The organism is Turicibacter sp. KK003, from assembly GCF_037014675.1.
Taxonomy (GTDB): Bacteria; Bacillota_I; Bacilli_A; order MOL361; family Turicibacteraceae; genus Turicibacter; species Turicibacter faecis.
The window spans coordinates 264274-288858 of the sequence record NZ_CP142738.1; the positions used below are offsets into that span (position 1 = coordinate 264274).

Annotated in this window: 18 protein-coding genes; 16 read left to right on the forward strand and 2 right to left on the reverse strand. The window is 36.2% G+C overall.

Annotated elements, in window-relative coordinates; all coding sequences use genetic code 11:
• The first annotated feature begins 25 nt into the window (after positions 1-25).
• Positions 26-616 carry a DapH/DapD/GlmU-related protein gene (locus VXM77_RS01245; protein WP_338506705.1) on the forward strand — a complete coding sequence of 197 codons (591 nt, stop codon included), beginning with the start codon at positions 26-28 and terminating at the stop codon, positions 614-616.
• Positions 617-1298: 682 nt separating this feature from the next.
• Here the strand turns inward: VXM77_RS01245 and VXM77_RS01250 are convergent.
• A complete protein-coding gene (locus VXM77_RS01250) occupies positions 1299-3917 on the reverse strand; it encodes an FAD-dependent oxidoreductase (RefSeq protein ID WP_262953864.1) in 2619 nt (872 codons plus the stop codon).
• Positions 3918-4261: 344 nt separating this feature from the next.
• Between VXM77_RS01250 and VXM77_RS01255 the strand changes: the two genes are divergently transcribed.
• Positions 4262-5599 carry a hypothetical protein gene (locus tag VXM77_RS01255; protein ID WP_338506708.1) on the forward strand — a complete coding sequence of 446 codons (1338 nt, stop codon included), beginning with the start codon at positions 4262-4264 and terminating at the stop codon, positions 5597-5599.
• Between the two features lie 34 nt (positions 5600-5633).
• Here VXM77_RS01255 and VXM77_RS01260 read toward each other — a convergent pair whose 3' ends face one another.
• Positions 5634-6425 (reverse strand): YidC/Oxa1 family membrane protein insertase, encoded by a 792-nt coding sequence (locus VXM77_RS01260; protein WP_161832253.1) that lies wholly within the window; start codon positions 6423-6425, stop codon positions 5634-5636.
• Between the two features lie 256 nt (positions 6426-6681).
• Between VXM77_RS01260 and VXM77_RS01265 the strand changes: the two genes are divergently transcribed.
• The 14 genes from VXM77_RS01265 to glnA all read left to right on the forward strand — a co-directional run bounded on the left by VXM77_RS01265 (position 6682) and on the right by glnA (position 24459).
• A complete protein-coding gene (locus tag VXM77_RS01265) occupies positions 6682-8094 on the forward strand; it encodes a hypothetical protein (RefSeq protein WP_161832254.1) in 1413 nt (470 codons plus the stop codon).
• Positions 8095-8260: 166 nt separating this feature from the next.
• Positions 8261-8902 carry an HD domain-containing protein gene (locus VXM77_RS01270; RefSeq protein ID WP_262950866.1) on the forward strand — a complete coding sequence of 214 codons (642 nt, stop codon included), beginning with the start codon at positions 8261-8263 and terminating at the stop codon, positions 8900-8902.
• A 299-nt stretch (positions 8903-9201) separates the two neighbouring features.
• Entirely contained in the window at positions 9202-10563 is a 1362-nt protein-coding gene (locus VXM77_RS01275) for a solute carrier family 23 protein (RefSeq protein ID WP_262950867.1), read from the forward strand.
• An 89-nt stretch (positions 10564-10652) separates the two neighbouring features.
• Positions 10653-11543: an aspartate carbamoyltransferase catalytic subunit gene (locus VXM77_RS01280; protein WP_338506712.1), complete on the forward strand. Its 891-nt coding sequence runs from the start codon at positions 10653-10655 to the stop codon at positions 11541-11543.
• An 80-nt stretch (positions 11544-11623) separates the two neighbouring features.
• Positions 11624-12901 (forward strand): dihydroorotase, encoded by a 1278-nt coding sequence (locus VXM77_RS01285; protein ID WP_262950868.1) that lies wholly within the window; start codon positions 11624-11626, stop codon positions 12899-12901.
• 12 nt (positions 12902-12913) lie between these two features.
• Positions 12914-13978, forward strand: a complete 1065-nt coding sequence (locus VXM77_RS01290) for a carbamoyl phosphate synthase small subunit (RefSeq protein WP_161832259.1) — start codon at positions 12914-12916, stop codon at positions 13976-13978.
• Positions 13979-14040: 62 nt separating this feature from the next.
• Positions 14041-17226, forward strand: coding sequence for a carbamoyl-phosphate synthase large subunit (carB, locus tag VXM77_RS01295; protein ID WP_262950870.1), 3186 nt, complete (start codon positions 14041-14043; stop codon positions 17224-17226).
• Positions 17227-17399: 173 nt separating this feature from the next.
• The gene (locus VXM77_RS01300; protein WP_161832261.1) at positions 17400-18170 is read left to right on the forward strand and encodes a dihydroorotate dehydrogenase electron transfer subunit; all 771 of its coding nucleotides are present in this window, start codon (positions 17400-17402) and stop codon (positions 18168-18170) included.
• Positions 18170-19084 (forward strand): dihydroorotate dehydrogenase, encoded by a 915-nt coding sequence (locus VXM77_RS01305; protein WP_161832262.1) that lies wholly within the window; start codon positions 18170-18172, stop codon positions 19082-19084. The genes VXM77_RS01300 and VXM77_RS01305 overlap by 1 nt, the downstream gene beginning before the upstream one ends.
• A gap of 1015 nt (positions 19085-20099) precedes the next feature.
• A complete protein-coding gene (locus tag VXM77_RS01310) occupies positions 20100-20303 on the forward strand; it encodes a hypothetical protein (RefSeq protein ID WP_161832263.1) in 204 nt (67 codons plus the stop codon).
• 348 nt (positions 20304-20651) lie between these two features.
• Positions 20652-21356, forward strand: a complete 705-nt coding sequence (pyrF, locus tag VXM77_RS01315; RefSeq protein WP_161832397.1) for an orotidine-5'-phosphate decarboxylase — start codon at positions 20652-20654, stop codon at positions 21354-21356.
• Positions 21357-21455: 99 nt separating this feature from the next.
• A complete protein-coding gene (gene pyrE / locus VXM77_RS01320; RefSeq protein WP_161832396.1) occupies positions 21456-22088 on the forward strand; it encodes an orotate phosphoribosyltransferase in 633 nt (210 codons plus the stop codon).
• A 205-nt stretch (positions 22089-22293) separates the two neighbouring features.
• Positions 22294-22872 (forward strand): ANTAR domain-containing protein, encoded by a 579-nt coding sequence (locus tag VXM77_RS01325; RefSeq protein WP_338506717.1) that lies wholly within the window; start codon positions 22294-22296, stop codon positions 22870-22872.
• Between the two features lie 249 nt (positions 22873-23121).
• Entirely contained in the window at positions 23122-24459 is a 1338-nt protein-coding gene (gene glnA, locus VXM77_RS01330) for a type I glutamate--ammonia ligase (RefSeq protein WP_161832394.1), read from the forward strand.
• Positions 24460-24585 lie beyond the last annotated feature (126 nt).

Genomic DNA, 24585 nt, shown 5'->3' on the forward strand with positions numbered 1-24585 from the left:
AACTATGCGGTTTAATGGAGGGATTATGATGAAAAGTCGCAATATTTTTGAACGTGATCGGGCCGGCGAAGAAATTACGCATCAGGATGAGGGGTACTATAAGATTAGAGAACGAATAGATGAGGTGCAAAAGATATTATTTGAGCTAAATGGTAATTACCATACTGATGAAGAAATTCGTAATCTATTTTCGCAATTAACTGGGTGCGTAGTGGATCCAACCTTTCGTATTCGGCTTCCGTTTTACACGGATTTTGGGAAGAACATTAAAATCGGTAAAAATGTTTTCGTGAATCATGGATGTACATTTATGGATCGTGGGGGAATTATATTAGAGGATGATGTTCTCATTGGGCCTAAAGTTAATTTAATAACGATTAATCATCCATTGACTCCTCGAAAACGTCACGCAACGGTGTCTAAACCGATTGTGGTGAAAAGAAATGCTTGGATTGCTACAGGGGCCACTGTTGTTCCGGGGGTAACGATTGGGGAAAATGCAGTTGTTGCAGCGGGGGCTGTTGTCACAAAGGATGTTTTAGCAAATACTGTGGTCGCGGGGGTTCCTGCTAGGGTCATTAAAACGATTGATGATACAGGGGATAAAAGGTTTTGAGGTAATTCTTTGGATTAACTTGTTCGATAATAAATAAGATAAAGCTCGTAGAAAGTGCCATAATGAGTATGGTTAAAATTTTACGAGTTTTTTTAGGATAGAAAGCGAGAAAGGATTGGTCGATGAAAGGGGAATAAAGCTTATTTTCTTTGAGGAAAGAAAGGAAATAAAATCAGTTATCAGATAAACTTCTGTTTTATTGTCTTAAAAAAACCCACCTATTTAACAATTTATAGTTTTTTTTATAAAATGTGGTACACTTAAAAAGTATCTAAAAGGATAGAATTTTTGGTCAATTTGTTAGGTTATGATCTTACTTCCCCCGATTGAGCAAATTATCTCATCCGATTGATAGCGAATTTTTTAGTTTGGGAAAGGTTAAGGGTGATACTGATGAAATTAGTAAATAGGACGATATTTTTACTAAGCGTAATTTCCTTAGTTATTTCAATGGTTTTGTTTTATAATTTAGCGATATATTGTGATGAGTATAATGCATCGCCTGAGATGATTTATGGAGGGAATTGGGGACTTTTATTAGAATGGGGAAATTTAATTATTCTGTTTTTCATTTGTTTATTAGCGGGATTTCGTTTATTTCGAAAGTGATAATCTTTCATTTTTGAAATTTAATAGAAAATTAAAAAGTGACTATCTGATGGAAGATAGTCACTTTTTCTCTTTAACGATAAAGTTTTGAGACAACTGTTTGATAGTTATCTTTGTTTCGTACACCATTTAATAGCACACTTGCTTTAGAAATATCCTTAAATAGAATACCGTAGATTAGTTGGTTATCTTTAAAATATAATTTTTTAAATTGTCCTGTCTCAGGATTTTTATCCACAAGGGTTTGAAAGGTATCTAAGTTTTCATTTGGGTATTTACCAACTGCGAATACTTCTGTATCAAAGGCAACAAGAGATAGTGGTTCACATACATTTTGGAATGTTTTTGAATCACCAACAGCGTTGCTTCCTGCTACTTTGGCCTGTTCAATAGCAGGAGACCATAGGTTTGTAGAGATCCCTTCAAACTCGGCGACATCACCGCAAGCGTAAATATTCGGGTTAGATGTTTGCATTTGATCATTGACAACAATCCCACGGTTGACTTCCAGGTTAGCTTGAGAAGCTAGTTGTGTATTTGCACGAACCCCTGCACTAATGACAACAACGTCAGTATTAAGTGTTTCATTAGCTAATTTAACGCCTACCACCTTTTGATCGTTTGTAAGGATTTCTTCTACCTTCGCCTCAGTTCTTATTTCAATCCCCTTTTGAGATAGGATATGTTGAATAAAATGAGAAGCATCGCTATCTAATTGTGTTTTCATTAGGCGATCACTAACTTCTACAATGGTAACCTTAAGTCCTAATTCCTGTAAAGCATCAGCGGCTTCAAGACCTAGCACCCCTCCGCCAATAATAACCGCGGACTTTTTGTGTTGCGCATACTCGCGAAGTGCAAGTGCATCTGTTTTATATTTAATAGAAAATACACCTAAAGCATCAGCGTTTTTAATTGGTGGGATAAAGTTTGAGGACCCTGTTGCTAAAATTAATTTATCGTAGGCGATTGTTTCTCCGTTTTCAAGAACTAATGTGCGTTCATCTGCATTTAAAGTCGTTACAGTTGAGTTAAGTAAGAGATGGATATTATGATTTGAATACCACTCCTTGGCATTTAAATTAAATTCCTCATCTGCAAGATCGTGCACAATTAAATCAGATAGAGAGGGACGGTAATAAGGATAACTAGACTCTGAACTAATCATCGTAATTGAGGCAACCTCGTTGCGTTGACGGATTGTGTTTGCCGCCGTCATCGCTGCGACCCCTCCACCGATAATGACGAATTTTTCATTAGCTGTTGATTTAAAGTTAATGACTTCTTCTTCATAGAGTTCAAATAAATCAGATCCCACTCCACAAGCAGGGCAAATTTCTGGAGGTAATACACCCGGATAAACTTCTCCACAAACGATACAACGCCATAAGACAACCTTACCACTTGGATTTAATTCTTCAACATTTAAAGCTATTGAAGTTTCCTTTTTACGTTCCGGAACCGTGTCTGTTAATAGACAGTTAGCAAAGAGCTTACCAAATTCAATTGCAGCCTCTGTTTCGCTTTTTGAGGCACGGAATTTTATTTTAAATCCATCAATTACTTTCATTCGAAGTTGGTGTAAACGATCCATAATATTATCTACACCTTCGCCACTCCAACCGTATGAACCAAAGGCAGAGACAATTTTTCCACCATGTACGATAGGATTTAGATTAATGGATAAATCCCAAATAATCGGTAATGCATCGCCATTGATTGTACATGTTCCAAATAAGATTCCATCGGCATCAGCAAAGTGATGAAGGATTTCATCCTTTTTCTGTGGATAGTTTAATAAATCGAGATTATAAGGGAGAATTTCAATTGTAGAGTCTACTTCATGAATTCCTTTCATAATAGCTTCCGCAAGCTCACCTGTATATCCATAGGCAGAAACATAAGGAATAACAACCTTTTTGACCTCTTTTTTAGTTGCGGGTGTTGACCATTGTTGATAAGTTGAAATAATTTCATCAATTCGGGTATCCAAAACAGGTCCGTGCCCTGTACAGACCATCGATAATTTTAAGTCTTTGATTTTATCGATGGCTTTAAGAACATAAGGCTTAAACGGTGAAAAAATGGCCGTGTAGTAATACAGTAGAGCATCTTGATAAGCCGCTTCTTCCGATTGAGGTACTTCTGATAATTTAATTCCCGATTTTGGGCTATAGTGAGAGCCGAATGAATCACAAGTAAATAAGACGTGCTCATCTGGCATATACGTGTAGATGGAGTCTGGCCAATGTAAGAAAGGTGCTTTAATAAATTCAAATGTTTTATTACCTAATTTGAACGACTTAAGTTCTTCTGTGGTTTGATAGTTAAAATCTATATTTAAAATATCTTTTAAGTAGGTAATCGCCGTTTTAGAACCAATAACAGTTAAATGAGGGATACGGTTAATGAGTTTTCCAATAGATCCAGCGTGATCGGGTTCGGTATGGTTGGTAATAATGTATTTAATTTGATTTAAATCCCCGATTTTTTCTTCAATTTTTTGTAAATAGGCATCAAAGAACTTTTCCTTGACCGTTTCAACCAAAATGGCTCCTTCCGTCGTTTGAACCAAGTAAGAGTTATAGGTTGTTCCGTATTTTGTTTCCATGATGATATCGAATACATCTAAGTGAGGATCTAAAATACCTAACCAAAAAATATCATTTGTTAAATTGACAGATTGAATCATAAACTCCCTCCAATATTTCATCATAATAAGATTAAAGAAATAAATACCCGTTTGTGAAAAAAATATTTATTTCATAAGTATAAAATACCTAAAAATAAATAAATTCACAAGTGAGATGCTCTTTTATTTTTAAAAGATGTTTGATTGAGTGCTATTAATAAGGGAACCCCCAAATTCAAATGATGTATGGGGAAGCCCGGATATTTGTATTCTTTCAATAGAATAAATAGGAAGATAGGGGGATCGTCTATCTTTAAAATACTATTATTTTTTTATAGACTGTGTAAAAAAGGGAATTTTATACCATAATAAATAAAATGATATGGCGGGAAGGATTGATTGGGATGAAGGCAACTGAATTAAAAATGAATTCTTTATATCGTACAGTGGAATTATTTAAAGATTTAAAACCGTGGGAGGTTATTAGCGAATATCAGTTATTTGCGATTGAGGATCCGGTGACACATGTAATGGGATTTTGTTCTATTCAAGGAAAAAATACTGCTAGGGTAGGATTAAAGGTTTATATGGGGCTAGAGGGATTACGTCATTATAATGAGGGACTTGAATTAGATGACTCGCAATCCTCAATACAGAGTACAGGGAATATTTTATCGAAGGAAACATGCCTATCTGTGATTTTTAACCAAGATGATACTCAATTTTATGATTGTCAATATGGGTTTGTTAATCGCAGTATCAGTAATGAGTGGCAAGTAAATTTTCTAGAAACAGTCTTAAATCAAGTTTTAGAGTTAGTTAATTTAATTAAGGAAACGCCCTCATTTTCATTAGAAGAGAATCAAATTCTCATGAGATTAAAGGATCCAGCAGGACGATGGAAAACTTTAAAAGTTTCCCTAGCAACCTTTTTGAAGCAATTAAACGAAGAAGAGGTACCTTATCAAAATGAATTGGAGGCTTATCGTATTTCGAAGTTACCGCAAACCAATTTAGTATTTGAGGTTACTCAGTTTTTGATGCCACGTATAATGGAAGACTCTCACGAATCTCGCGGTTACGCTCCGCTGGTGACAGTCATTTTAGAACAGGAAACTAAACAGTTAATTTTTGTTGAAATGTCCTCACCTAGTCGGGAAAATCAAGAGCAAATTTTATCACAGGTCGCTAAAACGCTACTTCATGAATTAGAGTTTAGGCCAAAAGCTTTCGTTACCGATTGTGATGCAGTCATGAGGCAATTTAAAGATTTTGCGGGTCAAACGAAGATTAATTTATTACGCGTTCAAGAGTTAAAAGTGGCAAATCAGTTTGCTGATGATTTAATGATGGTGGACCGTCAACTATCTACATTTGTGAAAGAAGATGAATTTGAGCGAGAAATAGACGTGGTTTTATCAACAAGTAAAGAAATCTGTCAACGTATTTTATCGAGTGATGTATTAAGTCGTGAATTAACAGATAAAGGAAAAAATCAATTTGAAAATATTGTAGAGTTATTTCATGTCGTCATGTTAGGGCATTTTCATGAGTTGCCAGACCATTGGAGTATAGAAAATGTAGAGCTTGCTTGTAAAGAGGTGCTGCCTAGTTTATTAGGGGAAGAGGAGCTTCAACTCGTTCCTGAAGTTTTGTCACATTACTTGAATATTGTAGGAGAAGCCGAAAAAAATTCTAATTATGAAATCATTGAGCAATGTGTTAGACGATGCTATTTATAAAAAAAAGATATCTTGCTTAGCAAGATATCTTTTTTTATTTTTTGGCATTTGGACGCTTGAAGATTAAAGATTGAATAATTGTCATAATTGATCCTGTTAAGAAATAAAGACCAAATGCAAATGGTGTTCCGATTGTAATAGAGAACATGGCAAATGGAAAATAGTAAGTCATAATTTTCATCATCATATTATTTGTTTGATTTTGTTGACCATTCATACTAGCAGCCATGCTCTTATTCATTAAACGTTGTGAATAAACTGTTAATCCCGCTACAACAAAGGCTAAGATATAATTTGGTACTGTTGCAGTAGCCCCTAAGTTGATTCCAAAGAATTCAGCAGCAGCAGCGTTATGAATGAGTGGATGACGAGAAATAGCTTGATAGAATGCTAAGAAAACTGGCATTTGTAAGAATGGAAGTAAGCATCCTGCCATTGGGTTATAATTATATTTTTTATAAAGCTCCATCATTTCTTGCTGCATTTTGACTTGTGAAGCTTGATCCTTTTTATTTTCATATTTCTTTTGAATGCGTTGCATTTGCGGCTGAATTTCTTGCATGACAGCCATTGATTTATTTGACTTTGCATAAAGTGGCATTAAGACTAAACGTACAATAGCTGTTGCTAAGATAATAGCGAATCCTAAGTTGTTAGATAATAACTTATAGAGTAAGGTAATAAAGCTAGCAAGCGGTAAGACGAATACCTTATCCCATAATCCCGATGCCGTTTCTGTTGTGATGGGTTCTGATGAGATAGCACACCCAGATAATAGTCCGGCGACTAGCACAAAACATAATACTAAACTTAACTTCTTTTTCAACGAAAATTCCTTCTTTCCCCTAATGTGTATTTTGTATATTGCTAAATAATAGACATATAAACAATATTATAAACCAAATAATGCTATAAAATACTAACAATAAGGGTATTATAAGTTAAAATAGAGTCTAATTCAATAAAAATTATGTGAAATTCAACTTAAAAGTGAAATTGCTTAAATTTAACATGATTCTCTACGTAATGACATATTATTTAAGTAGAAGGGGTTAAAATGGAAGTAGAGAGGATGATTTGTCATGGGGATTGCTACGAATTTTGAGTTACATAGATTGTACGAAGCGGCAATTGCTTTTAAGAAGTTGCAACCGTGGAAATGGATGTATGCCTCTCAAGTTTTTATCATTCATGATGACGAGAGAGATATAGATGGATTTTGTAGTATTATGGGAATGATGGGGGAATATTTTTCTTTATCAGTTTATTTAGGAGAGTCAGGGTATCAATCTTATCGTTATTTATACGATAAGGCTAGTCTTGCCTATATGGATCATATTTTTATGAAAGCGGAAGTTAAAAAAAACTGTTTAGTCGTTAATTTTGTCGATTATAGTGCATTAACGGAGCACGATGAGGAACAGGCAGAGTTTTTAGGCTATCAGTTGAAAGGAGAGACGAAATGTCCTCAGTTTCGTTATCATCATCCGGGAATTTATTCCTGGTATTTAACCGATTCGTGGCAGTGCCGTTTTTTAACAAAAGCTTTAGAACAAGCAGTTGTTGTTGCTAGACTAGAGTTGACGAATAATTTACAAGTTCCAGAAGTTTATGATAGTAAGTATTATTTGAGATATTTTAGCGAAGATGAAGGTTGGAAAGGAACTTTTGTCGATTCTCATTTATATAAAAAATCACCGTCACCTAAAAAAACAATTTTTCAAAATGATTTATTAGCTTATCGTTTAAAGAAACTTCCGAAATTATTAATTACGTTGGAGGCCATTCAATTTTATTTACCTAATCCTGTTGTTGAAATTGGATCCGGTCAACCATTCTTTATGTTAGTCACCGCCTTAGTTGATTCTGAAGAGGGGCAATTGTTTTATTTAGACGTACAAGAGACGGCGGCTTTATATCTTTCGGATACGGTGACCGAGCTAGCTAAACAGTTTCTTGAATTGAAAATTCGTCCATGTGAAATTATAGCTGAAGATGAGGATACATACGCCCTATTAGAGGATATATGTAAACAAATTGATGTTAAGTTGTCGATTGACTCTCACGTTACGCGAGCCCATGAGTTTGCAGAATATATTTTTGAAGAATTACAAAATGCGACATCGTCTAATGTAAAGGTGATTGAGAGTGAACAAAGTGATATTGATAAATTAGTATCTTTTGCGGATCAAATTACCGATACGTTAACACTTCAAAATGCTTTAAATAATTTAAGTGAGCAAGCCCAGGCGCAGTATCGTTTAATTACACAGACATTTGTGTTAGCTATGTACACCATCCGGGATCAAATTCCGAGTGAATGGACGGGTGATGCTGTTAAAGATATTTGTCTAAATGTTCTGCCAGAACAGCTTGAACAACCCGTACTCTCTCAATGTAAACCGGTACTATCACATTTTTTAACGGCTTTAGGAGAAGATGATATTATTCCAAATTATCGATCATTGTTATTAGTTATTAATAATTGTTTGTAGGTTATTATCCTTATTATATATAAAAGAGGGACCGCTCCCTCTTTTTTTATATGCGTGTGTTTAGTTTTAAAAGATGTGATAAGATTATTTTTATTGCACCACGCGACTAACTTATGGAATACTACTATTATAAAAAAACAGCGTTCAAGAGAAAGGAAAGATTAAAATGAAGGAGATTTATCCGAAACTTATTTCATTTTTAGAAGGGGAACTCTCACAAGATACAAGTGGTCATAGTCTTGATCACGCACTGAGGGTGTACCATAATGCGAAAGCTATTTTAAGTGTGGAGGGCGGAGATGAACGAATCGTCCTTATTGCTGCACTTGTACACGATGTTATTGACCCAAAATTGTTTGACGATGTTGAAGAACAAGAGAAAAAGCTTATTGATGTTTTAAAGGCAATGGGTTGCAGTCAGGAGGAGATAGGATCTATTCAATATATTATTCAAAATATTTCTTTTAAAGGCGGACATGCGCAACCGCTAAAAAATCTTGAAGCAAAGATTGTTCAAGATGCGGATCGTCTTGATGCCATTGGGGCAATAGGTGTGGGAAGAACATTTATGTATGGTGGAGCAAAAGGAGCTAAGATGCATGATGATAAACTTCCGGTTATGACGTTTGAAAACGAATTGGAGTATCGTCGACACCAGGGGACGGTTATTAATCACTTTTATGAAAAATTATTTAAACTTAAAGACTTAATGAATACGGAAACGGCGAAGGAGATAGCTAATAATCGTCATCGTTTTATGGAGGTTTTTGTAGAACAATTTCTAAATGAATGGAATGGAGAAGCCTAAGTTTAGCCTCTCTTAGTTAAATGTCGTAAAAAGGTGAGATAGAAAATTTAAATTTCTACATGAATAGACATTGACTTTTATTACCTAATCTTCTATAATACTTGTGAAAGCTTTAATTCGGTCCCGTGAGGCTGAGAAGACACGTTTAAAAGATAATAGAATCTATTACCCAACTAGGGAATTCGTGTATCCTCTTTTAGCCTACCTAATAAAGCTAAGAGAGGATTTTTTGTTTTATTGAACGGTGAATCGAACAACTTTTTAGGCTTATCTAAGCGGGTATCTTAGGAGGTACGATAATGGAGAAGAAACTGATATTAGATGTTCATGAAAAGCCAAAGGTTGCACATTGGATTGCATTAAGTATTCAACATGTGTTGGCAATGTTTGGTTCAACGGTGCTCGTTCCAATGTTAACGGGATTACCGGTTAGTTTAGCATTAATTTCATCAGGAATTGGGACGATGTTTTACTTATTTGTGACAAAGGGGAAATCACCAGTTTATTTAGGATCATCCTTTGCGTATATTGCACCGATTACTTCTGCTTTGGCTCTAGGGGCTACTTTAAATGCACAAGGTGAAATGATAAGTGGTGCGAATTATGGGGCAGTTATGGGTGGTTTAATGATGGTTGGGATTGTCTATCTCGTCATTGCGATCATAATTAAATTTATTGGAACGGACTGGTTAAATAAGTTATTACCACCTGTTGTTATTGGACCTACCATTATGGTTATTGGGTTGAGTTTAGCTGGGACGGCAGTTAATATGGCGTCTGAACATATTTTAATTGCGTTAGTTACGTTATTAACCGCGGTTTTAGTTTCAGCTTACACAAAGGGATTGTTACAGTTGCTTCCTATTTTTAGTGGAATTGTTGTTGGGTATTTAGTAGCTATTATCTCAGGAGTGGTTGATTTTAGTGCTGTACACCAGGCGAACTTCTTTGAAATTCCATCGTTTGCCTTCTTACACTCAACACCCGTTTTTAATTTAGAAGTTGCATCAATTATGATTCCAGTAGCTATTGTAACTATCACAGAACATATTGGGGATCATTTAGTTTTAGGATCGATTGTCGGACGCGATTTAACAAAGAGCCCAGGATTACACCGAACACTGATTGGTGATGGAGTGGCTACATTCTGTGCCGGATTCATCGGTGGACCTGCTAATACAACGTATGGTGAGAATACAGGAGTGATTGGTTTAACTAAAGTTGCTTCAGTATGGGTGATTGGTGGAGCAGCGGTTACAGCCTTCTGTTTAGGATTTATCGGAAAGTTTACAGCGCTAGTACAAACTATTCCAGGTGCTGTCATGGGTGGGGTAAGTATCCTTCTATTTGGGGTTATTGCTTCATCTGGAGTTCGTGTGTTAATTAATAATCAAATCGATTTTGGTCGTCAACGAAACTTGATTATTGGAGCGGTCATCTTAATTGTAGGAATCGGTGGATTAACAATTAACATTGGAAAGATAACTTTATCTGGAATGGCACTAGCTGCAATTATCGGTGTTATCTTACATTTAATCTTACCAGATAAAGAAGCTTCTTACGGACAAAGTTCTTGTAAAACTGAATTAGAAGTAACTGATGAAGATTTAGTAAATCAGTTCACTAAACCGACGAAAAATGAAAAAGTGACATCTATTTAGGACAATATAAAAGGTCAGCTTTTATGCTGATTTTTTTATACCAAATTTCATAAAAAATATAGATAAATTTGTAAAAACAGGTGATGAAAGTGAAAAAAATTAAGCATTTAACACGGTTATCAGATCTTACAATTGATGAAATATTAGAGATTTTGCAGGTAGCAAATCGTTTAGCAAATGGTGAAACAACCTGTTCGTTAAGTGGTGGCGTAGTGGCTAACCTTTTCTTTGAGCCTAGCACACGAACACAGTATTCTTTCTTGATGGCTGAAAAAAAATTAGGATTAAATACAATGGATTTTAGTGCACAAACTTCCAGTGTACAAAAGGGAGAGACATTGTACGATACAGTTAAGACATTTGAGGCTATAGGAGTTGACGCTGTCGTCATTCGTCATCCTCAAAACAATTACTTTGATGAATTGATTGGAAAAATCGACATTCCGATCCTTAATGGAGGAGATGGAAGTGGGAACCATCCAACTCAATCTCTGTTAGATTTACTAACAATCTATCAAGAATATGGACGCTTTGAGGGATTAAAGATTGCGATTGTTGGAGATATCGCGCATTCGCGTGTTGCGCATACGAATATTGAAGTAATGACACGTCTTGGGATGGATGTTCATCTGGTTGCTCCTGCACAATTTCAAGAGCCGGGATACGATTGGGAAGAATTAGATAAGGTATTAGAAGACATGGATATTGTGATGTTACTGCGAGTACAGCATGAACGCCATGATGGAACAATGGTCTTAACAAAGGATGAATATCATCAAAAATATGGTTTAACGGTAGAACGTGAAAAACGAATGAAAGAGGGAGCGATTATTATGCACCCAGCACCGTTTAATCGTGGGGTTGAGATTGCCGATGAAGTTGTTGAGTGTAATCGTAGTCGAATTTTCAAACAGATGAGTAATGGAGTATTCATTAGGATGGCTTGCTTACATCGATCATTAAAAAATAAGAAACATTAGGATGAGAAATACGTTTTTAACTAATACTTATATGAAGGCCAATCGTATAAATTAATTTAACGGAGTAGGGAGTGTCATAGATGATTCTTTTAAAAAACGGATATTTTGTAAGTGAAGAAAATGATTTAATTAAGAGCGATTTTTTAATCAATGATGGAAAAATTTTAAAGATGGAAATAGGAATTGAATGCGACGAGGCAGAGGTTTATGATTTAGCGGGTGCCTTCGTCTCTCCGGGATTAGTGGATGTGCATGTTCATTTAAGGGAACCGGGGTATGAGAGAAAAGAAACGATTGAAACAGGGACATTAGCTGCAGCTAAAGGTGGATTTACAACCATTGCTGCGATGGCAAATACGATTCCTGTTCCAGATTCGGTTGAACATGTGACATACATTAACGATTTGTTAGATAAGTCGGCTAAAGTTAGGGTTTTTCCTTATGCAGCCATTACCATTGGTGAACGTGGTGAAGAAATTGTAGATGTTGAGACACTTGCTAACATGAATATTTTAGGATTTTCTGATGATGGACGTGGAATCCAAGAGGCTGGGGTGATGTATCAAGCAATGAAGCGAGCGAAAGAGGTGAACAAACCCATTGTCGCTCACTGTGAGGATGATAGTTTATTATTCGGTGGATACTTACACGACGGTGAATACGCCAAGAAAAACGGCCATAAAGGAATTTTATCGGTTAGTGAATCCGCGCAAATTGCTCGGGACATTATGTTAGCACAGGCGACAGGCGTTCATTATCATATTTGTCACATTAGTACAAAGGAGAGTGTGGAACTGGTTCGCTTTGCAAAACAACAAGGAATTCATGTAACCGCGGAAGTTTCGCCACATCATCTATTACTTTGTGACATGGATATCAAAAATGACGATACTAATTATAAAATGAATCCACCACTTCGCTCAGAACGCGATCGATTAGCGTGTGTTGAAGGATTACTCGATGGGACAATTGATGTGATTGCAACTGATCATGCCCCTCACCATGAAGATGAAAAAGCTAGAAATCTTTATGAAGCTCCATTTGGAATTGTTGGATTAGAAACAGCATTCCCACTCATGTACACGCATTTCGTTAAAACGGGAATCATGACCTTAAACCAGTTAGTTAATTGTATGAGTCGAAAGCCAGCAGATATCTTTAATTTACCTTACGGAAAGTTAGAGGTGGGTGCGATAGCTGACTTGACGATCATTGATTTGGAAAAAGAAATGAAAATTGATCCGCAACACTTTGTCTCTAAAGGAAAAAATACTCCATTTACGGGATATTGCGTATCAGGTTGGCCAGTGATGACATTAGTAGACGGAAAAATAGTTTATCAGGCGATGAATTTATAGGAGGGATAATTAATGTACAATCGTAAACTTGTTTTAGAAGACGGAACAGTATTTTTAGGAACGGCTTTCGGATGTTTAGACCCAGTAGCTGGAGAGGTAGTTTTTAATACCGGAATGACAGGTTATCAAGAGATTTTGTCTGATCCTTCATATTTTGGACAAATGGTGACGATGACATATCCACTAATCGGGAACTATGGAATCAATGATCAAGACTTTGAGTCATTTTCTCCGTCAGCTTCAGCCTTGATTGTAAAAGAGTATTGCGAGGTTCCATCAAACTGGCGCGCATCAAAAACATTAGACGAGTTATTAAAAGCGAAGAAGGTTCCAGGTTTATGTAATGTAGATACGCGAGCGTTAACAATTAAGATTCGTGAGCATGGTGCGATTAGAGGGATGATTGCAGATATTAGCATGAGTGATGAAGAAGTATTAGAAAAATTGGCCACTATCCCAGTTTTAAACCGACATGTGGAACATGTTTCAACCAAAATGGTCTATTCAGCTCCAGGTAAAGGACACCGCGTTGTTTTAGTTGATTTCGGAGTGAAAAAAGGAATTATCCGCGATTTAACGGCACGTGGATGTGAAGTGATCGTTGTTCCTTTTAATACAACGGCTTCACAAATTGACCAACTTAATCCAGATGGCGTTGTTTTAAGTAATGGACCTGGTGATCCAAAAGATGTGGTTGAGGCGTTACCAATGATTCGTGAAATCCAAGAAAAATATCCTTTAATGGGAATTTGTCTAGGGCACCAATTATTTGCCTTAGCAAATGGGGCGGATACGAAGAAGATGAAATTTGGGCATCGTGGATGTAACCACCCTGTTAAAGATCTAAAAACAAATAAAGTTCATATTACTTCGCAAAATCATGGATATGAGGTTTGTAAAGAGTCGATTGAAAATACACCATTAAATGTTACGCACGTAGCATTAAATGATAATACGGTTGAAGGTCTTGAACACAAACATTATAAAGCCTTTACGGTACAGTATCATCCGGAAGCATCTCCAGGACCAGATGATGCAAGTTATTTATTTGATCGTTTTATTGAAAATTTAAACTAGTTATTTTTACATAAAAAATGTTGTGACATCTAAGAGATAAGAGAGAATTAGGAGGAATCCCTATGCCAAAACGTACAGATATTCATCGTATTTTAGTTATCGGATCAGGTCCAATTATTATCGGACAAGCTGCAGAATTTGATTACGCTGGAACTCAAGCGTGCCAATCATTAAAAGAGGAAGGATATGAAGTTATTTTAGTAAACTCAAATCCAGCCACTATTATGACGGATACGGAAATTGCTGATAAGGTTTACATGGAACCTTTAACAAAAGAATTTTTAAGTAAGATTATTCGCAAAGAACGACCAGATGCGGTGTTACCATCGTTAGGTGGACAAACAGGGTTAAACTTAGTCGTGGAATTGGCTGAAGATGGAATTTTATCTGAATGTGGTGTTGAAATTTTAGGTACTGATTTAAAAGCAATTAAAAAGGCAGAGGATCGCGATATGTTCCGTGATTTGATGTATGAATTAAATCAACCGATTCCAGAATCAGTCATCGTTAATACGATTGATGAGGCGATTGATTTCGCTAACGAGATTGGTTATCCATTAATTGTTCGTCCAGCGTTTACGCTAGGAGGAACTGGAGGAGGAATTGTAGAAGATGAGGCCAGCCTACGTGCAACGGTTGAAAATGGATTAAATTTATCACCTGTGACACAATGTTTAATTGAAAAATCAATTGCTGGATATAAAGAGATTGAGTATGAAGTAATGCGCGATAAAAATGATAACGCGATTGTTGTTTGTAACATGGAAAACTTTGATCCAGTTGGAATTCATACGGGAGATTCAATCGTTGTAGCTCCTTCCCAAACATTAGCCGATCGTGAGTATCATATGCTCCGCCATGTTTCGTTAACTATTATTCGTGCATTAGGAATTGAGGGAGGATGTAACGTTCAGTTAGCATTAGATCCAAATAGCTTTAATTACTATGTAATCGAAGTAAATCCACGTGTTTCACGCTCATCAGCGTTAGCATCGAAGGCAACTGGTTATCCAATTGCAAAGATTGCGGCAAAGATTGCGGTGGGTCTGACATTAGATGAAATTATCAACCCTGTAACAGGAGTTTCTTACGCATGCTTTGAGCCTGCATTAGATTATGTTGTCGCTAAAATCCCACGTTGGCCATTTGATAAATTTAACTCAGCGAATCGTCGATTAGGAACACAGATGAAGGCGACAGGGGAAGTTATGGCAATTGGACGTAACTTCGAAGAGTCATTATTAAAAGCTGTACGTTCACTTGAAACAAAAGTTTATCACGTGGAATTATCAGCTTTAAAAAATGAAGAAAATGACGTATTATGGCAACGAACAAAGCATGCAGACGATGAGCGTTTATTCGTGATTAGCGAATTGATTCGCCGCAAAACATCAATTGAAGAGATTCATCAGGTAACAAAAATTGATTTATTTTTCTTAACGAAGTTAAAAGGAATTATCGATTTTGAAGCAATCATTAAAGAAAACGCATGGAATTTAGATATTTTACGTCAAGCTAAAAAAATGGGGTTTGCCGATATTACCATTGCAAATTACTGGAATACGCAAGAATTAAATGTTTATCAATTCCGTAAAGAAAATGGATTAATTCCAGTTTATAAAATGGTTGATACATGTAGTGCCGAGTTTGAATCAAAAACACCGTATTATTATGGAACCTATGAAACAGCAAATGAATCACATCGTACAGATAAACCAAGCGTAGTTGTTCTTGGATCAGGTCCTATTCGTATTGGACAAGGGGTTGAATTTGACTATGCAACGGTACACTGCGTGATGGCTATTCAACAAGCAGGTTATGAAGCAATTATTATTAATAACAATCCAGAAACGGTTTCAACTGATTTCTCAATTTCGGACAAATTATACTTTGAGCCATTAACAATTGAAGACGTAATGCATGTTATTGATTTAGAAAAACCAGAAGGGGTTATCGTTCAGTTTGGAGGACAAACAGCGATTAACTTAGCATCAAAATTACAAGAACGTGGAATTAAAATTTTAGGAACATCATTAGAAAATATTGATCGTGCGGAAGATCGTGATCAATTTGAAAAATTATTAAAGGATTTAGAGGTACCTCAACCGCTTGGAGCGACGTGTCAATCAGTAGAAGGCGCAAAAGAAATTGCGAATCGTATCGGATATCCTGTGTTACTTCGTCCGTCTTATGTATTAGGTGGACGTGCAATGGAAATCATTGATAATGATGTAGAAATTGAACGCTATATGAAAGAGGCATTAAAAGAAAACGGAGATAATCCAATTTTAATTGACCGATATTTAACTGGAAAAGAAGTCGAAGTTGACGCGATTTCTGACGGTGAAAATGTATATATTCCGGGGATTATGGAACATATTGAACGTGCGGGTGTCCATTCAGGTGACTCGATGGCCGTTTATCCACCTCAGACCTTATCAAAAGAAGTGATGGATAAACTCATCGACTATACGACAAGAATTGCACGTGGATTAACGATTATCGGACTTTTAAATATTCAGTTTGTTGTCACGAAAGACGAAGAGGTTTTTGTGTTAGAGGTCAACCCTCGTTCATCTCGTACCGTTCCGTTTTTAAGTAAGATTACAAATGTACCAATGGCAAATATTGCGACAAAGGCGATTTTAGGACAATCCTTAATTGAACAAGGATATGGAACAGGATACCATCCACATGCGGAAGGTGTTTATGTTAAGGCACCTGTCTTCTCATTCTCTAAATTGAGAAAAGTTGATATTTCATTAGGCCCTGAAATGAAATCAACAGGGGAGGCAATTGGAAAGGATCGTACGCTTGAAAAGGCACTTTACAAAGCGTTAGTGGCAGCGGGAATGAAGATGCCGACTCATGGACGCATTTTATTTACAATTGGAAATAAAGATAAGGAAGAGTCAGTTGAACTTGCTCGTCAATTAACTGAGATTGGTTACGAATTAATTTCTACAAAAGGAACATGTGAGTTCTTAAAGGAAAATGGAATTAAGGCTGTTTCTATCGCCAAAATAGGTGAAGAAGGAAAGACTGTACTTGATGTCATTCGTGGGCAACAGGTTCAATTTGTTATTAATACGTTCTCAGTAAGTAAGAAAGACAGAATTACAGATGGATTTTTAATTCGTCGCGAGGCTGTAGAAAATAACATTCCATGTTTAACGTCATTAGATACAGCACGCGCTGTATATAAAGTTCTTGAGTCAATGAGCTTCGCTATTGATGCCGCTATTTAATAGTCACAATCCAAATAATGTTTAAGTTTAAAAATGAGTATGCTTCACGCTCTAATCAAGCGTGGAGGATACTCATCTACGTATATACAGGTGAATGAAAGAGTATAGAAATGCACTTTTACATCGTCTTGTGTAGGAGATTAAGATAGATTTTTAACCGTAGGAGGCTACCCATGCGTAAAGTACAGAGGATGACGATTGTACGTCAAACATTAATTGCAAAAAATGTTTACGAGTTAGTATTGAGTGGTGAATTAGTTCAGGGAATGTTTCAGGCAGGGCAGTTCGTAAATATTAAGGTTAACGAAGTGGCCTATCCCTTATTACGCCGCCCTATTTCTATTTGTGAAATTAATCAAGATTTAAAGCAGGTAACCCTTATTTATCGTGCTGAAGGAGAAGGAACGAGGTTACTTTCTTTAAAACAATCAGGAGAGCAAGTAGATGTGTTAGGTCCGTTAGGAACTGGTTTTGATCTTTCAGAGGTTTTGGATGATGAAACAGTTGTGTTAGTAGGTGGTGGGATTGGAGTTCCACCGATGTATGAAACGGCCAAACGTTTGCATGCTAAAGGGAATAAAGTTATTGCCGTATTAGGATTTGCTTCAAAGCAAGACGTTTTTTACGAGGAACAATTTAGTCAATATGCCGATGTTCATATTGCAACAATGGATGGAAGTTATGGTTATCACGGTAATGTTGTGGAGTTAATTTTAAATAAAAATATAGCATTTGATCAGGTCTTTGGTTGCGGTCCTAAAGTGATGTTACAGGCGATTGATCGTCAGTTTGGGCAAACTAAAAAAGGATATTTATCATTTGAGGAACGAATGGCATGTGGGATCGGTGCATGTTATGCATGTGTATGTCAACTTAATAATGGCAAAATGGCACGTGTATGTAAAGAAGGTCCAGTCTTTAAACTTGGGGAGGTTGCATTATAATGAATCGTTTAGCCGTTGAATTACCGGGATTAAGTTTGAAAAACCCAGTCATCCCAGCGTCAGGATGTTTCGGATTTGGGCGAGAATTTGCTGAATACTATGATTTGTCACGTTTAGGATCAATTATGATCAAGGCGGCCACTGAAGAGGCCCGTGTTGGAAATCCAACGCCACGCGTCGCTGAGACACCGGGTGGAATGTTAAATGCGATTGGTTTGCAAAATCCAGGTGTGGATAAGATTATGGAGCATGAATTACCCTTTTTAGAACAATATGATCTACCGATTATCGCTAATGTGGCAGGAAAAACATTAGAAGAGTATGTGGCAGTCGCTAAGAAAATCTCGCGAGCTAAAAATGTTGCCGCTTTAGAAATTAATATTTCATGTCCGAATGTTAAAGAAGGTGGAATTGCTTTCGGAACCGATGCAACAGTTGCTGCACAGCTAACGAGAGCGATTAAAGAAGTTTCGACTGTTCCAGTTTATATTAAGTTATCCCCAAATGTCACGAATGTCGTAGAGATCGCAAAGGCCGTTGAGGAAGCGGGTGCCGATGGAATTACGATGATTAATACGTTACTTGGAATGCGCTTTGATATGAAGACAGGAAAACCTATTTTAGCAAATGGAACGGGTGGACTGTCAGGTCCAGCGATTAAACCGGTGGCCCTTCGTATGATTCATGACGTCTATAAAGCAGTGAATATCCCAATTATCGGGATGGGAGGGATTGAAACAGCAGAAGACGTCCTAGAATTTTTCTATGCCGGGGCAAGTGCGGTGGCTGTTGGAACGGCGAATTTTATCAATCCTTATGCTTGTGTGGATATTATCGATCGCCTACCAGAAGTATTAGATAAATATGGATTTGAAAAATTAAGCGATGCAACAGGATTTGCACATCAAGGATAAAATCTGAAGGGGCATGTTTTAAGAGAAGCGATGAAAATTACTTTATCGGGTGTTATTTTTTAAGCAATGAAATTAATGTTAATAAATAAATCAAAGAAAAAGAGTCTAAATAAAAGGCTCTTTTTTCTTTGCTCTTTATCTTCGCGATGGATTGAAGTGTTTCTTTTTTAAAACGGATGATTGCCTCTGCCAATGGATTGAACTGTTGTATCTCTTCCTTTTCGTTATAATCTATTGATCCTAAACTGAATGAGGAGCTTTCAATCAGAGTGGTATAGCACTTTTTATCTGATTTTATGGATATATCGGATTGTTGAAAAAAACTTCTGCCACAAAAATTTCTAAAATCAGAATATTTTCGACTATCGTATTTCAATTTTAGTGTTAGAGAGGATGAATTGTCTTCAATGATCGCAGTTGGAAATTTATAAACATCATTTAATATAATCATTTTTTATTTATAATAGGTCCCTCCCTATTTTAATTTTAATAACCCAATACTAACATTAAATGAAAAATTGGTGAAATCGGTATAGGTGAACTGTGAACTTATGTGGTAAATGTGATCGAAGTAGCGTTCAAATGATTTTTCAGATGTTTGATGGTTTAATATCTTGCAAGGTATTGACGTTATCGAAAATCAGTATAGAAAATACTAACATTTCGAGTGTGTCATATACTTCTCTACTGACCAGCATTTCATTTCACGAGTCATGGTCGATAAAGGGCGTCTAAGGCTCTTAGCAATTGTATTAGCGGATAAACCCACTTTAGTTAAAGCTTCTATCCATGTTCGACTTTATTATACTGAGGTTTTACTATATTTTTTATTTTACTAAGTGGTGTGTAAGGGGACAGAAGTTACTATCTATAAACGGAGTCTTTGAGTACTTACATTCTTCCTCCATCCATCGAGAAATGAATCAAACAAGATTTTTTTTATAAAAGTAATAAATTGATGAATAGAATTCAGGTAACTATCCAATACTAAGGTAATTCGTTAGGAGAAAGGGACGTGGAAGATATGAATCATATTTTATTTAGAATTGCAGAGTTAGAGGAAAAATTTCAAAGAAATTTAGAAGCCTGTGGACCCATCGATCGTCTTGTTAATGAAGCCCAATTAAAAACATTAAATATTTTTAAGTATCATCCAATTAGTAGCCAAGAAGAGGCGAATCAATTAATGCATAAAATGAATATTGTATTTGGTTTATAAAATAAATAGGAGAGAAGTCTAGTCAATAGGTTTCTCTTTTTTAATGGAGTTGTGGATAACGTAGAACAAATAGAAAGAGATAGTTATTGACACAAAAAGTCAAATATTTTATAATAATGAAGATAGCTTTAATTCGGTCCTGTGAGGCTGAGAAGAACACGTTAATAAAGAAGTAAACCATCATTTTATGGAATTCGTGTATCCTCTTTTAGCCTAGATGTAAAAGCTAAAAGAGGATTTTTTTGTTAGAAAGCCGTAAAAAGGCTTTGACTGTTCTTAGAATTAGAGTGATGATATGAGTTTGATATAAAGTTAATGTGATATCGGAAGTATGAGGAGGTCTATTAGATGGAGAAGGCAGTTATTATTGCATTAGATTTTAAAGATTTTGAGGAAACACGTCAATTTATTGAACAATTTGATGAATCTTTATATGTTAAAGTAGGGATGGAACTGTTTTATGCAGAGGGGCCTCAAATTATTAAATACTTAAAAGAAAAGAACCATAAAATTTTCTTAGACTTAAAGTTACATGATATCCCGAATACTGTTAAAAGTGCGATGAAAAATTTAGCTAAGCTTGGGGTTGACATGGTGAATGTTCATGCAGCCGGGACACTTCCGATGATGAAGGCGGCGGTTGAAGGTTTAAATGAAGGAACTGCTCCTGGTGCAAAACGACCACTATGTATTGCAGTCACTCAGTTAACATCGACCACAGAGGAAGTGATGCAACAACAAATCCTAATTAGTGAGACATTACCAAACACGGTTTTAAAATATGCTCAGTTAACAAAAGAGGCAGGATTAGACGGAATTGTCTGCTCTGCATTAGAAACAAAAGAAATCCATGATAAATTAGGTGAAGACTTTATTACTTGTACGCCAGGGATTCGTCAAGCAAGTGATAGTTTAGATGACCAAAAACGAGTTGTTACTCCAACAAAGGCTAAGGAACTTGGGTCAAACTACATTGTTGTTGGTCGTTCAATTACGAAATCTGTTCATCCAGTAGCTACGTATCGTCAAATTAAAGAGGAGTTCTTAGGATAAAGAGGAGCTCAAAGCATTAAATAAATTTAAATAATATAGGGCATTGCTTAGAGAAACTATCGGTATATTTTTATACAAAACATAGAGGAGAGATTATTTATGAAACGTACAATTGCGAAACATTTATTAGAAATTCACGCGGTATTATTGCGCCCAGAAACACCATTTACATGGACATCAGGAATTAAATCACCAATTTATTGTGATAATCGTTTAACTTTATCTTATCCACAAGTTCGTCGTGATATTGAAGCAGGCTTATGTGATCTTGTTAAACAATATTATCCAGATTGTGAAATGTTAATGGGAACGGCAACAGCAGGGATTCCACATGCGGCTATTATGGCAGATAAATTAGATTTACCAATGGGATATGTTCGTTCATCGGCTAAAAAGCACGGACGAGGAAATCAAGTTGAAGGGTTAGTTGAAAAGGGGATGAAAGTTGTTGTTGTTGAAGATTTAATTTCTACAGGAAAATCTTCAATTGAAGCGGTTGAGGTATTACGAGAATTAGGATGCGATGTTTTAGGAATCGTTTCAATCTTCTCATATGAGCTTGAAACTGGATTAAAAAATTTAGAGGCAGCAGCGTGTAAAAATGTTTCTCTTTGTAATTATCAAACATTAGTTGAAGTAGCGGTGGAAATGGGAGAAATCTCAAAAGAGTCAGTGGAAAAATTAACGGCATGGCGTCAAAATCCAAGTGATGAAAGCTGGCTAACAAAATAGTGTGTTAGGAATCGTATGCACGATTCCTTTTTTTCATCAAAGAAGTCTAGAATAATGATTGCAAATTTATGGAAACTATTGACAATAAATTCAAGGGAAGGCATGATAATAGTAGATAAATGATTATCTAGAGAATGAGAAAAATAAGGATAACCTTATCTCAAGAGGTGAAAAAAGGGTTATTGATTAAGAAAAGGGTGAATTCATGGGAGAACGTATTATGATTGCCTCGCAATCGGAAAAATTAGTTTCAAGTATTAGATCCCAGGTTACGAGTTCAGGATATGAAGTTGTCGGGATGGCATCAAATGGATATGATTTGATTCGTCGCTGCAAGGCATTAGCACCCGCAGTTGTGATTGTCGATGAAGAGTTACCAGGAATGAGTGTTATCTCACTCGTAGAGATTCTAATTCAACAACGTCAAGCCGTTTTATTAGTCGGTATGTCTTATCAGAAGTTTTATTACCGTCAAGATCCCTATTTTGAGTTTTGCGAGAAACCTGTACAGCCCGTTGTCCTTTTAACGATGTTACGTGTTTTAGTTAAGTATGGACAAACAGTAAGGCAATTAGAATCGAAGGTTAACCATCTAGAGAAACTTCAAAAAGAGGAAAAAACGATTCGTTTAGCCAAACGGGCTTTACAGCAAAATGAGCGGATGAGTGAAGATGAGGCCCATCGGTATATTCAAAAAAGGAGTATGGAACTTCGGATAAGTAAATTAGAGGTAGCAGAAATAATTTTAAAAAAAGTGAGAAAAAAGGTTGATTTTCGAGGATAACTTTCATATAATGGAAATATAGACAAGGGCGTCTTTAAGAAGTAGTAATCGAATAATAAGATGATGAACAATGGGGTTCGTTAAACGGTGCGTTTTTATAGGCACTAGTTTAGTGAACCCCTTTTTTGTTAGTTTTGATCAAAGTAGATAAGATTAACATCCTAGTCATTGGAAGTTCATTATCCGTCATGGGAAAACAAATGAAGTTGAGAGAATAATTATCATGAAAATGATGAGGAGGAGTTTTAAATGGCAACTTTAACAAAAGAAGAAATTTTGCGTATTGCAACTGAAGAGGGAGTTAACTTTATTCGCTTAATGTTTACAGACCTATTCGGAACGGTAAAGAATGTTGAAATTCCATTATCACAATTAGGGAAAGCGTTGAATAATCAAATGATGTTTGACGGTTCTTCGATTGAAGGATTTGCTCGAATCCAAGAAAGCGATATGTACTTACATCCAGATTTAAATACATGGTTAATTTTCCCTTGGACGCCAGGGGAAGCTAAAATTGCTCGTTTAATTTGTGATGTCTATAATGTTGACGGAACACCATTTGCAGGGGATCCCCGATCTAATTTACGTCGTGTGTTAGATGAGATGAAGGCATTAGGATTCGCCCAATTTAACTTAGGTCCAGAGGCAGAGTTCTTCTTATTCAAGTTAGATGAGAATGGATTACCAACTCGTGAGTTAAATGATAATGGTGGATATTTCGACTTTGCTCCATTAGATTTAGCTGAAAATTGCCGCCGAGATATCGTCATTGAACTTGAAAAATTAGGATTTGAAATTGAGGCCTCTCATCATGAGGTAGCGCCGGGACAACATGAGATTGATTTTAAATATGACGATGTTTTATCAGCATGTGATAAAATTCAAACATTTAAACTTGTTGTTAAGTCGATTGCCCGTAAACACGGACTATATGCGACATTTATGCCGAAACCAATTGCGGGAATTAATGGGTCAGGAATGCATTGTAACGTTTCTTTATTCCATGAAGATGGAACAAATGCTTTCTATAATCCAGAAGGTGAATTACAGTTAAGTGAAACAGCCTATCATTTTCTAGCCGGAATTTTAACGCATGTGCGTAACTTTACGGCTGTATCCAATCCGACGGTTAATTCGTACAAACGTTTAGTTCCAGGATATGAAGCACCTGTTTATGTGGCTTGGTCACCATCGAACCGTTCACCGTTAGTACGTGTACCTGCATCTCGAGGACTTGGAACTCGCTTAGAAGTTCGTTCAGTTGACCCATCGGCAAATCCATACTTAGCCCTAGCTGCAATTTTAGCTTCAGGATTAGACGGAGTTAAAAATAAATTAACACCACCAGCATCAGTGGAGGAAAATATTTTTGAAATGAACCAAGAGGAATTAGATGCACACCACATTACATCTTTACCAGGTTCATTATCTGAGGCTCTTCAATTATTAGAAGACGATGAAGTGGTTAAAGCTGCACTTGGTCATCATATTTTTGAAAAATTTGTTGCTGCTAAACATGCGGAGTATGACGAGTATCGTTTATCGGTTCATGAATGGGAATTACGTCGTTATATGAGCTTGTTATAATTTGTTTCAATTTTAAATGGTAAACATAGGGAGTTTTCATATAAGTTTTAGTCTTAATCCCTCCGGGGGGAAACGGAAGGATTAAGAAAAACAATGGAGTGGTTACTTAATGGTACCTACTTCATT